At 36.7% G+C, this 14,830-nt stretch carries 11 protein-coding genes; 9 read left to right on the top strand and 2 right to left on the bottom strand.

The features are described 5' to 3' along the window. Positions 1 to 454 precede the first annotated feature (454 nt). The 3 genes from RIV7116_RS17285 (at position 455) to RIV7116_RS17275 (ending at position 5,216) form a co-directional block, all read left to right on the top strand. Positions 455 to 3,325: a CHAT domain-containing protein gene (locus RIV7116_RS17285; RefSeq protein WP_015119593.1), complete on the top strand. Its 2,871-nt coding sequence runs from the start codon at positions 455 to 457 to the stop codon at positions 3,323 to 3,325. Positions 3,326 to 3,513: 188 nt separating this feature from the next. Beyond that, positions 3,514 to 3,939 carry a hypothetical protein gene (locus RIV7116_RS17280; RefSeq protein WP_015119592.1) on the top strand — a complete coding sequence of 142 codons (426 nt, stop codon included), beginning with the start codon at positions 3,514 to 3,516 and terminating at the stop codon, positions 3,937 to 3,939. Then, positions 3,936 to 5,216, top strand: a complete 1,281-nt coding sequence (locus RIV7116_RS17275; RefSeq protein ID WP_015119591.1) for a hypothetical protein — start codon at positions 3,936 to 3,938, stop codon at positions 5,214 to 5,216. Before RIV7116_RS17280 ends, RIV7116_RS17275 begins: the two co-directional genes overlap by 4 nt. Positions 5,217 to 5,287: 71 nt before the next feature. On the opposite strand, the gene RIV7116_RS17270 is transcribed toward RIV7116_RS17275, so the two are convergent. Both RIV7116_RS17270 and RIV7116_RS37645 read right to left on the bottom strand, forming a co-directional pair. Further along, entirely contained in the window at positions 5,288 to 5,929 is a 642-nt protein-coding gene (locus tag RIV7116_RS17270; RefSeq protein WP_015119590.1) for a HEAT repeat domain-containing protein, read from the bottom strand. Between the two features lie 150 nt (positions 5,930 to 6,079). Beyond that, entirely contained in the window at positions 6,080 to 6,853 is a 774-nt protein-coding gene (locus tag RIV7116_RS37645; protein ID WP_015119589.1) for a response regulator, read from the bottom strand. Positions 6,854 to 7,893: 1,040 nt separating this feature from the next. Between RIV7116_RS37645 and RIV7116_RS17260 the strand changes: the two genes are divergently transcribed. From RIV7116_RS17260 to RIV7116_RS17235, 6 genes are all read left to right on the top strand, one after another. Beyond that, positions 7,894 to 8,823 carry an RluA family pseudouridine synthase gene (locus tag RIV7116_RS17260; RefSeq protein WP_015119588.1) on the top strand — a complete coding sequence of 310 codons (930 nt, stop codon included), beginning with the start codon at positions 7,894 to 7,896 and terminating at the stop codon, positions 8,821 to 8,823. A gap of 948 nt (positions 8,824 to 9,771) precedes the next feature. Continuing rightward, positions 9,772 to 10,290 (top strand): phycobilisome protein, encoded by a 519-nt coding sequence (locus RIV7116_RS17255; RefSeq protein WP_015119587.1) that lies wholly within the window; start codon positions 9,772 to 9,774, stop codon positions 10,288 to 10,290. Positions 10,291 to 10,427: 137 nt separating this feature from the next. After that, positions 10,428 to 10,916: a phycobilisome protein gene (locus RIV7116_RS17250; protein WP_015119586.1), complete on the top strand. Its 489-nt coding sequence runs from the start codon at positions 10,428 to 10,430 to the stop codon at positions 10,914 to 10,916. Between the two features lie 499 nt (positions 10,917 to 11,415). Then, on the top strand, positions 11,416 to 12,252 hold the full coding sequence (locus tag RIV7116_RS17245; RefSeq protein WP_015119585.1) for a phycobilisome linker polypeptide: 837 nt from the start codon (positions 11,416 to 11,418) through the stop codon (positions 12,250 to 12,252). A 326-nt stretch (positions 12,253 to 12,578) separates the two neighbouring features. Continuing rightward, positions 12,579 to 13,349 (top strand): HEAT repeat domain-containing protein, encoded by a 771-nt coding sequence (locus RIV7116_RS17240; protein ID WP_044291010.1) that lies wholly within the window; start codon positions 12,579 to 12,581, stop codon positions 13,347 to 13,349. Positions 13,350 to 13,662: 313 nt separating this feature from the next. Further along, positions 13,663 to 14,187 (top strand): HEAT repeat domain-containing protein, encoded by a 525-nt coding sequence (locus RIV7116_RS17235; RefSeq protein WP_015119584.1) that lies wholly within the window; start codon positions 13,663 to 13,665, stop codon positions 14,185 to 14,187. Positions 14,188 to 14,830 lie beyond the last annotated feature (643 nt).

Below are 14,830 nucleotides of genomic sequence, written 5' to 3'. Positions count from 1 at the left end.
CCCTATAAGGGTGCGGCTATACATAAAAAGCCCACCTATGCCCGAAGGGCATAGGTGGGCTTTTTATTAAATTAGGATGCTCGCGTGTATTTATTATTCATATTTTTAATCAGCAACGCCAAAAATTCTTTGTAGGGTGTGTTAGATGCACGACAATCCATCTGTTTAGACGCAAAGTTTAAATACATCATCTAACGCACCATAACGCTGACACAATAACAGTACGAATGAAAATCGTCAAAATTCTATCAAAGTCAATAGCCTAAGCTCTGCCTGCAATTATTCCGAATGTTGCAAGATGTGAAATGAATAGCACGACGTAAAAACTTAATATATCCTTGCAACCCAATAAAAATAGATTTTTCCTAAATTTGTATTCTAAAATACTTGTAAATCTCATACAAAGACTTGTATCTAAGTAGAATTACAAACAAGCAGTTACGAGTGTTGAAAAATGTCGCCAAACCCTAGTACAGCAGCGTTAATTGAGCAAGGGCACCAACAACTTGATAAGGAAGACTACGCAGCGGCTTTAGAAACTTTTCAACAAGCAGCCGCAGAAGCACCGCGAAACCATGAGGTGTTGTATGGTTTGGGTTTAGCTTGCTATCACTTGGAAAGATATGAGCAAGCGGTGGAATATCTCAATCAAGCTTTGGAAGTTAAGCCGAATTATATTTTGGCATTAGCGCGGCGGGGTTTGGTTTATAAGAAATTGAAGAAAACGCAGCAAGCAGAAGCGGATTTTCAGCAAGCTATTTCATTGACAGCTGAAGATGCTGATGGTTGGCGAGGTAGGGGGTTTGCTTTAGATGAGTTGGGAAGATATGAAGATGCGGTTGCTGCTTATGATAAAGCGATAGAAATTAAACCTGATGATTACTATGCTTGGTTAAACCGGGGTTATGTGTTGGGTAATTTAGAAAGGTATGAAGATGCGATTGATTGTTATGACAAGGCTATACAAATCAAACCCGATGATTACTATTCTTGGGTAAACATGGGTGCTATTTTATGTAAAAAATTACAACAAAATGAAAATGCGATTGCCTTTTTTGATAAAGCTATAGAAATCAAACCTGATGATTACGATGCTTGGCTTTACCGGGGTATTGCGCTGGATAATCTAGAAAAGTATGAAGATGCAGTTACCTCTTTTGAAAAAGCCATAGAAATCAAACCTGATGATTACGATGCTTGGTTTGATTATGGTAATGTGCTGCTTAGTTTAGAAAGGTATGAAGATGCAATTGCTGCTTATAATAAAGCAATAGAAATCAAACCTGATAATTACAGTGCTTTGATAAATCGGGGTAGTGCGCTGTTTCATTTAGAAAGGAATCAAGATGCGGTTGGCTCATTTGAGAAAGCCATAGAAATCAAACCTGATAATTACATAGCCTGGTTAAACCGAGGTAGTGCGCTGGGTAGTTTAGCAAGATATAAAAATGCGATCGCCTCTTTTGATCAAGCCTTAAGCTTAACAAACTATCAAGAGTGGAAAGCTTGGCGTAATCGAGGTATCGCACTCCTTAACTCCCGAGATTATAAAGCTGCCATAACAACCTGGGATAATGGCACTAAGGCGCTGAAACCCTCAAATCCTGACTATGAAGAAGGCTGCGGTGAATTACATCGTCACAAAGGCGAAACTTTATCTGAATACGCGACAAAAGAATCTGAACCTTTCACCAACTGGCTTGCAGCAAAAGACAGCTACGAAAAAGCTTTAACTTTCCTTACTTTCGAGAAATTCCCCCAACTTAACTTACAAGTATTACAAGAATTGCTGCAAGTATGTTCTACTTTAGGTGATGAAAGCGCATTTCAAAAATATATAGAAGCCGCCGCACAAAGTTTAGAGAAAATGGTGGCAGAATGCGACACTCAAGGAAAGAAAATTACCTTGGAGCATAGATACGCTGCTTTCAATCAGTTGCGAGTAGATATTAAACTTCAATCAAAAGATGCAAATAAGGAAATCGCTGCTTTAGAATTGGCGGAAAAACGAAAAAATACCTGTCTTGGCTGGTTGCAAGAAAATTGGGATTATCAACCACCGAAGATAACTTACCAAGATATGCAAAAACTGCTTAATCCTAAAACGGCAGCAATTTTCTGGCACATCAGCCCTAATGCTATTACTACTTTCATTGTTAAACACAATCAGCCAACCATAGTTTTATCTCCTCAACCTAGTAAAAAGAAAAAAAAGCAGAATCTATTTTCATTCAACTTTTTTGGCAACTCACAGCACTCAGAGGAATTAAAAGCATATCTCGAACAATTGCAAAGTTTTCAAAGTTGGATAAACGAGTGGAAACAAGATTATCAAGAGTACTGCCAAGAGGATTATACAGCTATAAATCGAAAAATAGCCCCTTGGCGAAAGAAAATGAAGGGATTGCTTGAAAGTTTATCTTCTATTTTAGAAATTAACCGAATTACAGAACAACTTGCAGGAATTGAACAATTAATTTTAATTCCTCATCGAGAATTACATTTACTGCCTTTAGATTATTTATTTCCCCAGCGCTTCAACATTACATATTTACCTAGTTTTCAAATCGGTTTAAAACTACTTGCACAAGCTCCAGTTATCAAAAAACCAGTTTCTCAAATCTTAAATGTCACGGATGATTATTTAGTCTTTAATGCTATTGAATCTATCATTCTGAATACAATATATCCAAGCTGCAATAAGTTAGAAGTTGAAACAGTTACGCAAAAATCATTAACTACAGCTTTACAAAAGAATAGCGGTTATTTCCATTTTAGCGGACATGGATACCACATACCAGATAACCCCAGAGATTCGGCTTTAGCTTTAGCAGAATCCGATAAATTAACTTTAGGAGATATTTTTGATAACCAACAATTAGACTTGAGTCAATATGAATTAATTTGTCTTTCTGCTTGCGAAACGGGAATTACCAGCACCTATAGTTTAGTAGATGAATATGTGGGTTTAACAAGTGGATTTCTCGCCAAAGGCGCAACCTATGTTCTTAGCACGCTTTGGAATGTTGACGAACGTTCTACAGCTTTATTTATGATTCAATTTTACCAGTTAATGCAGCAAGGTAATACACCAACAATTGCCTTGAAACAAGCTAAAAAATGGTTGCGTCAGCTTACTTATAAACAGTTAGCGGAATGGTATTTTGATTTAAGTGAGAAATTGCAGGAAACACAATGTAAGGAATATTTGAAAACTGAAGTATCTATTATTGAAAATGATAAAGCTAAAATAACATCGTTTGAGCAAATTTACGCTCATCCTTATTATTGGGCTGGGTTTATTTTAACTGGTAAAGTTGAGTGAGTTACTCAATATTTACACCTTGCACTAGAAGCCTGGGGCTACAATAACAAAGGCTGCCTTCGCAGCCTATTAATTTTGTATGAAAAAGATGCGATTCAGCCCACGCAGGTGGGCTTTGTTTCCAATAGCCCCAGCCTTCTAGGCTGCGGGTGATTGAGAGCTAAAAATTAGATTATCTGATAAATACCATGTTTAACCATCTACAACAAATTACAATCGAAGCTTTTATCACAGCTTTAGCCGAATTAGATGCGCCGTTACCAGCAGATTTACAAAAGCAAATTAATCAAGTTGGTGCTATTTTCTCAACACAACCAACTGTTGCCATCGACGAATTGGTAAAATTGGCAGAACATCCTTTTATCAATCAACTTTATCAACAGGCGCGAGTAAAAATTCAAAGCGAATATCAAACCAAAGAACGTAATCGCAATAGAAAGTTAGTTAGAGAAATTGATGATAGTCAAGATGAGGAATATAACAATTTAACTTTAGATAATAGAACAAAATCTGTAATTCCAGAAGCAGCAGGTGAAGTTTTACAAGCCGATAATCCTCAACGCAAAGCTAAAAAATACGTTGTAGAGTTAAAAATTCAACGAGTTTCTTCATGACAAAAGTACAGTATCCGACTCTAGACTTATTTCTCTATAATCGTATCGAAGATTCCGATAAAATTAGATACGATGATTATTGGAATGCTTTGGAAAAAAAGCTGCTCGAAAACGGTTTTACTGTCAAAAAAGATGCTCATGAAGAACTTTTAGAATTTGAAATCAATACTAATAAAATAGACGGAAGTTATCTTCGTGTTCAAGTTCAAGATGCATATTATCTAAATTATTGCTGCTCTATTGATAAAGAGGTTGAATCCTCTCAACTTTCCTCTTTTATTAATCAATATAAAAAATATTTATCACAGCCAGGATTATTACCTAAACTTGATAATCTAGATGCTGGTAAACTTTCAAAACAAGGCTTTTTTGGACAAACTTGGATGTTGTCTGGTTGGACAATTCCAAATAATAGTCAAATTTCTGAAAACGAAGCTTTCGATGTCTATCAAAATCTTATTGGTAAACCACATCAATATTATCAAGCAGGAGAATTTTTCGGCGCTCAAGTATATGAAATGTGGCGTGGCGATCGCAAATGGGAAGGAATTGAAAAAAACAGTCATGTTGTAGTTGTTTTTTATCCCGATAAACAAACTTTTAATAAAATAGGTGAAGAATACTATACAGCTTGGCGAGACTTATTTTTATACAGACATAAAATGATTTGGGCTTATGAAAACGGTAGAAAATTAAAGTTACGACTGATGAATAAATACGGTAGCAGTTTAACCAATACTACCGATTTATCAAAAAAAGGACTGCAAGAGCTTAAAGATGACTTACTTACTAATACTAATAATTTATCTACTTATGTAAGAGATATTAACGACTTAGATATTCAAAAGCATACGGTAGAAGTTAATCTATATAACTACGATACCATCTGCGAACATAAATTTTTTGACGCAGATTTTTTACAATCATTCAGTAAAATAGTCAAAGATAAATATAAAATACAGCTAGAAAAAGATTATCTCAGCTTAAATCCAGATTTAGCAATCTTAGAAAACGTTACCTCTACCATTCGCGGTATGGTAGAAATAGAGCAAGCAAAAGAAGATCGTAACCTCAGCAATACCGTAGCTATTTTAGGAATAGGATTGGCAACTAGTCAGCTAACATCGGCTGTTATCATTGCTCAACAACCTCCAAGTAAAGACATTCCCTTTTATCAAACAAAAGCATTTCAATACAGTTTGTTATTAGGTATAGCTTCTGGTATATCTGTTTGGCTAATTATTCGTTTAAATCGCCTTTTACAACACAAGAAATAATCTAGCCCACGCAGGTGGGCTTCGTAATTGTAGCTCCACCCTTCGAGGGTGAGGGCTAATCCAAACCTCAACTACCCCCGCAACCTTTCCCTCTTCAAATAATCCAACGAATTATTAATAGACTTCACAACTTGCGGGGAAATCTCATAATCCGAGTTTCCCATAACTTCTAATGTCTTCTCTAAATCCTTAATTGCTTGATTTAATTCCTTTGTTTCTAAACCACGTGACTGTGTTTGCATGTTTAATGCAACATTGCTCAAAGCCGAAGCAGCATCGTTACGAATCCACTTCGATTCATTTTGTAAAGCTTCCTGCAACGCAGGCAAAGCAGACTGGGTATCCCCACCAATATTTGCTAAAGCAGTCGCGGCGGTGTAGCGTACTTTAGACTCGCTATCATTTAAGGCTACCATCAAAGCTGGCTCAGCTATCTTGGCTTGGGTTCCCATTCCACCTAATGCACGCGCAGCATTAACCCTGGCTTCCATATCTTCACTCCGCAATACTTGAATCAAGGTAGATACTATATCCTTGATGCTTACAGTACCTGTTTTTTGAACTACCGCATTTTCGCTTATTTGTGCCGAGGCTGTGGTGATATTAATTATCAGTGGTGAGAAGCACAGCAATGTTAAAGATGTTGTCGAAGCAAACCTGTAACTAATAATTTTTGCAAATCTTAACCAGAAGTTTGAGTAATGACTTTTCATAAAGCTTTTGTATAACACTATCAGTACTGTTATACACTTAACCTTCAGCAAACTGCATTACAGTATAACCACTGAGGAAAATAAAGTATGCTTGCCGTTTTCTTTTTCAACTTTATTATTCGTATCTTTCGTATAACCTCGGATAGCTAATTACACGATGTATTTAAAAATCACTTTCAGTAAATCTTTTTTCTGAAAAGGTTTGGTAATGTAATCCGACGCTTTCACCATTTTGGCTTTAACTCTATTAATAATTCCTTTTTTCCCCGTCACCATAATTATCGGTGTTTCTTTCAAAGAAGAATGTTTCCGCAACAGAGAACATAATTCATACCCGTCTAATGTTGGCATGGTTATATCTAATAAAATTAAATCGGGTTTTAAACGAACAACCTGCATTAGAGCTTTTAATGGATCGTTGATACCAACTACACAAAATAGATTATCATCTAAATACATTTTGATGGCATTTACCACTGCCCTACTGTCATCAACACAAACTATTGTATAAGTCTTAAGATTTTCCTCTTGTTGATAATCGCCATAACGGTGATTTTTGCTTTCTATAGCATTCTGTTGAGAAACTGCTATTTCTGCTTTTTTAATGAAGTTCAGATAGTGAATTTCATTTTCATCGTCTTCATAATAGTTATCATCATAATGAATCGTCGTATTTAAAAAATTATTTTGATTATCGTATAAACCATTATCAACATCTGGCTCTTCATAAGGTTGAGATAGGTTTAGCGTAGAATTATCTAAATCTTGATTTTTAACGCCAAACTCTGCATAATTTTGATTAAAATAATTATCGTTATTGTTATCATTATCGTTAATATCGTTTAAGTGAATATCTTTTGTTTGATATTCGTCCCCAAAATCGAACAGATGATGTTGCTGTAAAGATGATTGATTATTTTGCATATCGAATAAACTTGGCTTCCAGTTATTAACAGGCGTGCTTTGACTAAATAAAAAAAAGTAAGGAATGTCTAATAAACAGTCAAATCAATTTCTAAGATAGTTGGTATGATAAATCTTGCGTTCCTTATATTGCCCCTATTTAAATAGTAGAACAATTTATAGCGTAACTTTGAGCCGAAATATATAGGGAAACTTTAAAATTTAAAAATAATTTTTGAATTCTGAAACAGTTTAACTGCAACCGCTAGTAAATTATTTAGTGATGACATAGAAGTAAAAAATAATACATAGGTAATGGTGCTTTTTGTAAATTATGCTTGAATAGCCTTACATAAATCATTCTAAAATAAATCTGATTGTAAAATGAAGTGCTACTTAATACGTAAATATTGAATTTTGTGTTTTAGCAGCTTAAATATCACCTCTAAATATTCGATTAAATACATTGATTTCGATATATTGACGAAGCATTGGCTAACCAAATATAAAATAAAATTACCGATTATTTTTGCTTTTAGTGTAACTCAATTAAGAATTAGTAATAACCCAATCAGTTACGATCAAATTTTTCGGAATGTATCATTACTAACTAAAAAACTGTCTTCAACTGATGGTTATTGCTATTAAAGACAATTAAAGTGGTTGCAAAAGTTCCGAGAAGCCTGGTACTGCACCAAACTCAAATTGCCTGGTGAGTCAAGGAGAGAGGGAGAGGGGGAGCATCCCGATTTTGAACAAACATTTTACCCGACACCCTGCAAGGGTGCGGCTACATAAACGAAGCCCACGGAGGTGGGCTTGGTACTATTAGCCCCAGGCTTTTAGTCTGCGGGCTTTTTGCATAATTAGGATGCTCCTGGGAACAAGAGGTAGATGGGGTAGAAAATATTTGAATTACTATATACCCTTCACAATTGATACAAAGCACTACTTTGAGGTTTTAATAGTTGTTTATTAACAATTACCCATTACCCATTACCAGCCTTCACAGATATAATAGCTGTTTAACCGAACATGATATTACGTCTAAATTGCTAAACATGATATCAAGTCAATCAATCTCTTTAGAAGTAGAACAAAATAGTTCGCGTTTGGATAGTTATCTTTCTGGGAAAAAGCTTGATTTATCTCGTTCGAGAATTCAACAATTGATTGAACAAGGGCATGTCAAACTTAATGGTGAAATTTGTAACTCCAAAAAAAATTCTCTCAAGCAGGGAGATTTGATTGTTTTAGAAATACCAACAGCCCAGCCTTTAGAATTACAGCCGGAAAATATACCTTTAGATATTCTGTATGAAGACGAGCAAATACTTATTTTAAATAAACCAGCCGGTTTAGTAGTTCATCCGGCTCCAGGGCATCCAAATGGAACTTTGGTTAATGCAGTTTTAGCTCATTGCCCTAATTTACCAGGAATTGGCGGCGTTCAACGTCCCGGAATTGTTCATAGACTTGATAAAGATACCACCGGAGCAATTGCGATCGCTAAAACAGAATTAGCCCATCACAGCTTACAAGCGCAACTAAAAGCTAAAACAGCCCGCAGAGAATATCTTGGTGTAGTATATGGTGCAACTAAGCAACCAGAAGGCACCATAAATTTACCTATAGGTCGCCATCCAAAAGAACGCAAAAAAATGGCAGTTGTCCCGGTGGAGAAGGGTGGAAGAGAAGCCGTAACTCACTGGCAAATCAAAGAGCGACTGGGAAATTATACATTAATGCACTTTCAGCTAGAAACTGGACGTACTCATCAAATTCGCGTCCATAGCGCTCAAATAGGTCATCCCATCGTCGGAGATTCTGTTTATAGTTCCAATCGTTCGGTAGGAGTGAACTTACCTGGACAAGCTTTACACGCTTGGAAACTTCAGTTAAAACATCCGGTAACTAACAATTTAGTTGAAGTTATTGCACCTCTTCCTCAAGTGCTTTCGACTTTATTACAAGTTCTGAGACGACGCTAGCTAATTTAGAAAAAATAAAAAAATATCAATTATTTTTCTAAGTTTTAGAATTCATCTTTACATAAATCAATTATTTTCCAAATATTGTATTAATTGGAAATTTTAGCAATAATCCCGGTAACAGCAGGATTTTCGTCGGATATTAGCATAATCCAATCTTAACTATATATTTTGATAGATACTGAAGAAAAAAAAAGTTATTTTTAGTACTTTGAACGTCATGAAGTTGTCAATTTAAGATTATATTCTGTATATTTGCAAATAACTGACGGCATACTCCTCAAAATCTATTACCAGTAGTCAATCTGGGAAATATTTATTCAGCCAGAGGCTTTGATTTAAAATATAGCGAATTTCGCTTGTATGTAATCAGCTTTAACCTAACCCTGTCCTGTTTAAACCCCTCTCCTTATTAACGAGAGGGGAAGGGGTGAGGTTTAATTATCCACTTCACTCAACTCAAAATCGCTATAGCGTAAGTCCTTTAGACTTAACAATAGTTGCCTGCAAGTATTTACTTAATAAATAAAAATACAAGTTATATTTTTTAATAAATTATTTGCAGCAAAAAGCAAGTGTAAATCCGAGTAAAGAAAGGTATCTGAATGTAAAGGGTTTTTAGAAAGTATGACCTTCAAAGCCTTGCATATAAGAAGTTAGAGCAAATTAGACGGATATTTTTTTTTGTTAATAAACTTAATCAAAAAAAAGTTCAAGCCATATATACAATACGAACAAGGTTTTAAAAGCAATTACAAATTAAGCAAAAAATTAAAGTCTTTCTGGACGACTGATTTGCACGAGGCAGCGCAGTTAACTATTCGTTAGAGCGCAAAAGTTACCAGATATTGGCTAATTTTTTGCTGGAAAATTTAACTGCTATAAACCGATTTAAAGTCAATAAAAAAGCTTGAAATAGCTGCAATAAACTTGAGGAGATAATTAAAAATGCTTGATGCTTTTTCTAAAGTTGTTGAACAAGCTGATAAGAAAGGTTCTTACCTGAGTAGCGATGAAATCAATGGATTATCAGCAATGGTTGCTGATAGCAATAAGCGTTTAGATATAGTTAACAGACTCAGCAGTAACGCTTCTTCGATAGTGGCAAACGCTTACCGTGGTTTAGTTGCAGAGCGTCCGCAAATCTTTAATGCAGGTGGTGCTTGTTTCCACAACCGCAATCAAGCTGCTTGTATTCGCGATATGGGATTCATTCTTCGTTACGTTACCTATTCCGTACTTTCCGGAGATACCAGCGCAATGGATGACCGTTGCTTGAACGGTTTGAGAGAAACTTATCAGGCTTTGGGTACCCCTGGTGATGCTGTGGCTTCAGGAATCCAAAAAATGAAAGATTCTGCTATCCAAATTGCTAATGATTCTAACAACATTACCAAAGGTGATTGCAGTCAATTAATGTCTGAACTAGGAAGCTACTTTGACCGTGCTGCTTCTGCTGTAGTCTAATAGACTTAGTCTGAATAACACTTTTCTTGAGAGCGATTTATAGTCATTCGTAACGACAAATCGCCATAGCTTGTGTAGTCGAAAAATACACGCAGATTTTTTTACAAACTTTACCGGAATAGAGGAATACTTGAATTATGAAAACACCTTTGACTGAAGCAATATCAACCGCAGACGTTCGCGGCTCTTACTTAAGCAACACCGAAATGCAAGGTGTATTCGGTCGTTTTAACCGCGCAAAAGCAGGTCTAGAAGCAGCCAAAGCGTTTTCGCAGAATGGTCAAAAATGGGCAGAAGCAGCAGCAAATCACGTATACCAAAAGTTTCCCTACACCACCCAAATGCAGGGACCACAATACGCATCTACCACCGAAGGCAAAAACAAGTGCGTGCGCGATATTGACCACTACTTACGCACTATCAGCTATTGCTGTGTAGTTGGCGGTACTGGTCCTTTAGATGAATATGTTGTTGCTGGATTAAGCGAATTGAATGCCGCTCTAGGTCTATCTCCTAGCTGGTATGTAGCTGCTTTAGAATTTGTCCGCGATAATCATGGCTTGAGTGGAGATGTTGCTGGAGAAGCCAACATTTACATCAACTATGCAATTAATGCATTAAGTTAAGAGTTTTGAGTTAAGAGTCTTGAGTTAAGACAACCCTGCTTATTTATCCCTAAGCTCCGATTGTGAAACACTGAAAACCTGGTTTCTTCGAGATTAAGAAAGCGGATATTGCTTCATAATTTCTAGAAATCAGGTTTCCTTGTATAAGCCTAAATAGCGGACTTTTTAAGAAGAAATCCATACCCAAACTTGTTTACAGCTTCAGGTTTGGAAAAAATTTGGGGGAAGCTCTGCCTTCTGTCAAAGTATTAGAGGCAGAGCCTCAATTAATTGCAAAAAGTCAATAAATCCTCTTTTAAAAGCAGCATTTAGGGAAATTTTATGAGATGTGTGTACGCGGTAGCTGAGGATAAGGGGTGAAGGGGGATAATCCAAGAATTGTATTAAAAACAATCTTTTCAAACATCCTCCAAGAAGATGTCTCCAAGAAAAACTCTCTAAGAAAATTAATTCTCTACGCTCAATAAAAAACCCGTAAGAAAAAGGAAGAATTGTAAATATGACTAGTTCGGTTGCAGATAGATTAGCAATTAGAGATGCAGTTGAGAATAAAGTAGAACTGCGTCAATACTGGAGTGAAGACGATTTACAGCTAGTCTTTAAAGCTGCTTACACCCATATTTTCGGTCGTCAAGGAGTATATGCTAGTGAGAAATTTACTAGTGCCGAGTCTTTGTTACGTGACGGTAAGACAACCGTGCGGCAGTTTATAGAAACCTTAGCAAAATCTGATTTTTACAAAGAATGCTTTTTTCAAAGTAATTCACAGGTAAGGTTTATTGAATTAAACTACAAGCACTTGCTTGGACGTGCTCCTTACGATCAATCAGAAATCGCTTATCATACAGATCTCTACGCCTCTAATGGCTACGATGCAGATATTGAATCATATATCTATAGCTCGGAATACGAAAACGCCTTCGGAAATTATACCGTTCCTTACTACCGTGGATTTAGCTCAATTCCCGGCATGAAAACCGTAGGCTATAACCGCATATTTGCATTACATAGAGGATTTAGTAACAGCGATAACGCCCAATACGGTGGTAAAAATTCACGCTTGCGCGGACAAATTTCCAAAAACCAAGCGAACATGATTATACCGCCAACTTCTCCATCTTCAAGCTTTACATCAACAGCACCAACCTTAATTAGCTCCGCAATTAGAGGAGACAATCGAATGTTTGTGATTGAAGTCATAGCAGGTGGACGCAATACCAAAGTAGCAGTACGTCGCAGCAGACAAGTTTATACCGTACCTTACAACCGTCTTTCTGAAACATACCAAGAAATTCACAAGCGCGGTGGTAAGATAACCAAAATTTCACAAGCTTAGAATCTGAAGGGGGATTGGTAATGGGTAATAGGTAATAGGTAATAGGTAATAGGTAATGGGTAATATAGCGCTTTTGGGTTGAATTTAATACAAAAAAATTGTTGGAATTCAGATGGGCAAGGATGCCTATTCCACAAGCATGTATTCTACTAAGCATGAAAATCGCTATAGATGAAAAAAGAGAAAGATTTGTAAATTACTTGTAGTGGGAGCAAGATATTCCCTCGCCATTTTCAATTCTTAATTCCCAATCCCAATTACCAATTACCAATTCCCTATGCCAAATTACCAATTCCCCATTTCTCAATTACCAATTACCAATTTTTATGACTGCTACTTACTCTAACGAACCAATCTTTTCTGCGGAAGCGGCACAAACAGCTTTGCAAAGTGAAGATAATCAAATTCGCTATTATGCTGCATGGTGGTTGGGAAAGCATCAAGTGCAAGAAAGTTGTGCGGCTTTATGTGAAGCTTTGTTTGATGAGCGCTACCGCATCCCTTCGGGAGGATATCCCCTTCGTCGTCAAGCTGCACGAGCATTAGGACAATTAAAGAATCCTCAAGCTGTCGAATCATTAATCAAAGCTTGCGATTGCGATGATTTTCGCTTGCGAGAAGCAGCAATTCAAGCTTTAGCTGCTATTGGCGATAGAAGGGCTGTAAATCCTCTATTAGAGATGATGCAATCCAATCAAAAACAGCCATATGAGGCTTTGATTGAAGCATTAGCAACTTTAAAAGTAGATGCAGCCGATTCTTTAATTAGACCTTATTTAAATGATTCTTCTGAAAGAGTACAGTGTGCGGCAGCGCGATATTTTTATGTTTTGACTCAACAGCCACAATATCTTAATCGCATTCTCAAATACCTCAATCATGAAAATATGTACGTGCGTTGGGCTGCAATTTTCGATTTAGGTGCAGTTGCACACCGTCAGGCAGTAGAAGCTATTCTCAGTGCCAAAGTTCCTAATAGTTTAAAGCTGCTAAATCTGAAGCGAATTTTAGAAACTTTGATAGATAGCGATACCAACGAAACAGAAACATCACAGTTAATTTTTAAATCAATTGATGATTTATTAATTCAACTTTAAAGTTGATTCGGAATTGAATGTAGGGCATTGAGATTAAAATTCTAGTTTTAGATTTTTATTTTTGTAAGAATGCTATATGGGGTTGCGCTAAATAGCCCTTACTCTAAAGCATAGCTACCCAAACAAAGCCGAACCTGCTTACATTTTAATTGTCGCAGCTTTACAAGCAAATGGTATTAACTCGTTACATCTTGCAATATTTTGAAAACCCTAGTTTATTGCTGATATCATCCCGGAAAATCGTTACTTTCATCAAAAGAACTTAGTTTTTTCCTTAACACCTAACTTTTAACTACTAACTACTAAATTTTCTATGAATACCGAATCTTCAGATGTTTTAAAAATAAATGCTTTCATTGAATCTTTAAAACATCATAATCCTAATGTTAGCTCTGCTGCCGTTAAAAAGTTAGTTCAATCTGTTCCTACAACAGTACAACCGTTGATTGACGCTTTTTATAATTCTACCGACCAAAGTTTACAAGCATATATAGTTCAGGCATTGGCTCAAATTGCTAATCCTGAAGCCGTGGATTTGCTAGCTGAAGTTGTGGGTACGGAAGTTGCCAATCATTGCCAAGGGAACGTGCGCCGCATCGCAGCAAGAGGGCTTGGGCTTATCGGCAGCACCTCAAACAACCCAGAAATTCTTCAGCGTGCTTTAGAAAAGTTAACTTGGGCTTTAACTACTCCCCAAGATTGGGGTTTGCGTTATGCTGCTGCGGTTTCTTTACAAGAAATTGCTACCCCCGCAGCCAATACAGCTTTACAACAAGCATTAAAACAAGAATCTGACAAAGTTGTACAGGCTCGAATCGCAGCAGTCATTAATGGTTAGGAGTTGTGGGTAGTCATACCAATTCTGTATGAGGCTGCGCTCAATCGCCCATGTCCTTACAGACACGCTCCGCTAACACTCTTATAGAGTGAGGCTACTTAAACAAAGCCCCTCCGGGTATCTCCCTCCGGGAGACGCTCCGCGAACACTACTCCTATCCCGCTCTAAGATTTCCTATAAAAATTTCTCCCTCACTCTCTCCCTCTCTCACTCCCTCCCTCAATCACTTAGGTAATCTTTTACCGGGAAGGGAGTAGTTTGGGGGACCCAAACCGACACCCCCAACTAGATTCACCGTCTACACGGGCTAAATTCGGCGCATCTTCATAAAGAAAAGAAATGATATGAGTTAGAAAATTTTGATTCTTGTCTCCCTATCCCCAAGATTAACTGTTCGTTGAGAACTTTTTCCTCAATCCCTTTAAGAACGGGCTTTTGTAAGTTTTTTGGACTTCGCTGCCATCAAAAAAGTTTCAAAAATTTACATTCCAAAACAGGTCGTTTTTTGTAAACAACTATTAAGTAGAGCATGGTGGTGCATTTTTGTATCATGGTACTCAAAAGCTTGTTTAATATAGCTTTATTAGATAATTAAGAAAATATAAAATTCAATCAAGTTCAAGGCTTTGAGCTAGTTTATGAA

The sequence above is a fragment of the Rivularia sp. PCC 7116 genome (genome assembly GCF_000316665.1).
GTDB lineage: Bacteria > Cyanobacteriota > Cyanobacteriia > Cyanobacteriales > Nostocaceae > Rivularia.
The sequence above is the reverse complement of the archived record's forward strand: the minus strand, read 5'-3'. Positions and strand labels throughout refer to the sequence as shown.

Coding starts and splice junctions, on each gene's coding strand:
- RIV7116_RS17240 (WP_044291010.1), top strand. CDS start 12,579: ATGACTGCTACTTACTCTAACGAACCAATCTTTTCTGCGGAAGCGGCA.
- RIV7116_RS17280 (WP_015119592.1), top strand. CDS start 3,514: ATGTTTAACCATCTACAACAAATTACAATCGAAGCTTTTATCACAGCT.
- RIV7116_RS17270 (WP_015119590.1), bottom strand. CDS start 5,929: ATGAAAAGTCATTACTCAAACTTCTGGTTAAGATTTGCAAAAATTATT.
- RIV7116_RS17285 (WP_015119593.1), top strand. CDS start 455: ATGTCGCCAAACCCTAGTACAGCAGCGTTAATTGAGCAAGGGCACCAA.
- RIV7116_RS17260 (WP_015119588.1), top strand. CDS start 7,894: ATGATATCAAGTCAATCAATCTCTTTAGAAGTAGAACAAAATAGTTCG.
- RIV7116_RS17255 (WP_015119587.1), top strand. CDS start 9,772: ATGCTTGATGCTTTTTCTAAAGTTGTTGAACAAGCTGATAAGAAAGGT.
- RIV7116_RS17250 (WP_015119586.1), top strand. CDS start 10,428: ATGAAAACACCTTTGACTGAAGCAATATCAACCGCAGACGTTCGCGGC.
- RIV7116_RS17245 (WP_015119585.1), top strand. CDS start 11,416: ATGACTAGTTCGGTTGCAGATAGATTAGCAATTAGAGATGCAGTTGAG.
- RIV7116_RS37645 (WP_015119589.1), bottom strand. CDS start 6,853: ATGCAAAATAATCAATCATCTTTACAGCAACATCATCTGTTCGATTTT.
- RIV7116_RS17275 (WP_015119591.1), top strand. CDS start 3,936: ATGACAAAAGTACAGTATCCGACTCTAGACTTATTTCTCTATAATCGT.
- RIV7116_RS17235 (WP_015119584.1), top strand. CDS start 13,663: ATGAATACCGAATCTTCAGATGTTTTAAAAATAAATGCTTTCATTGAA.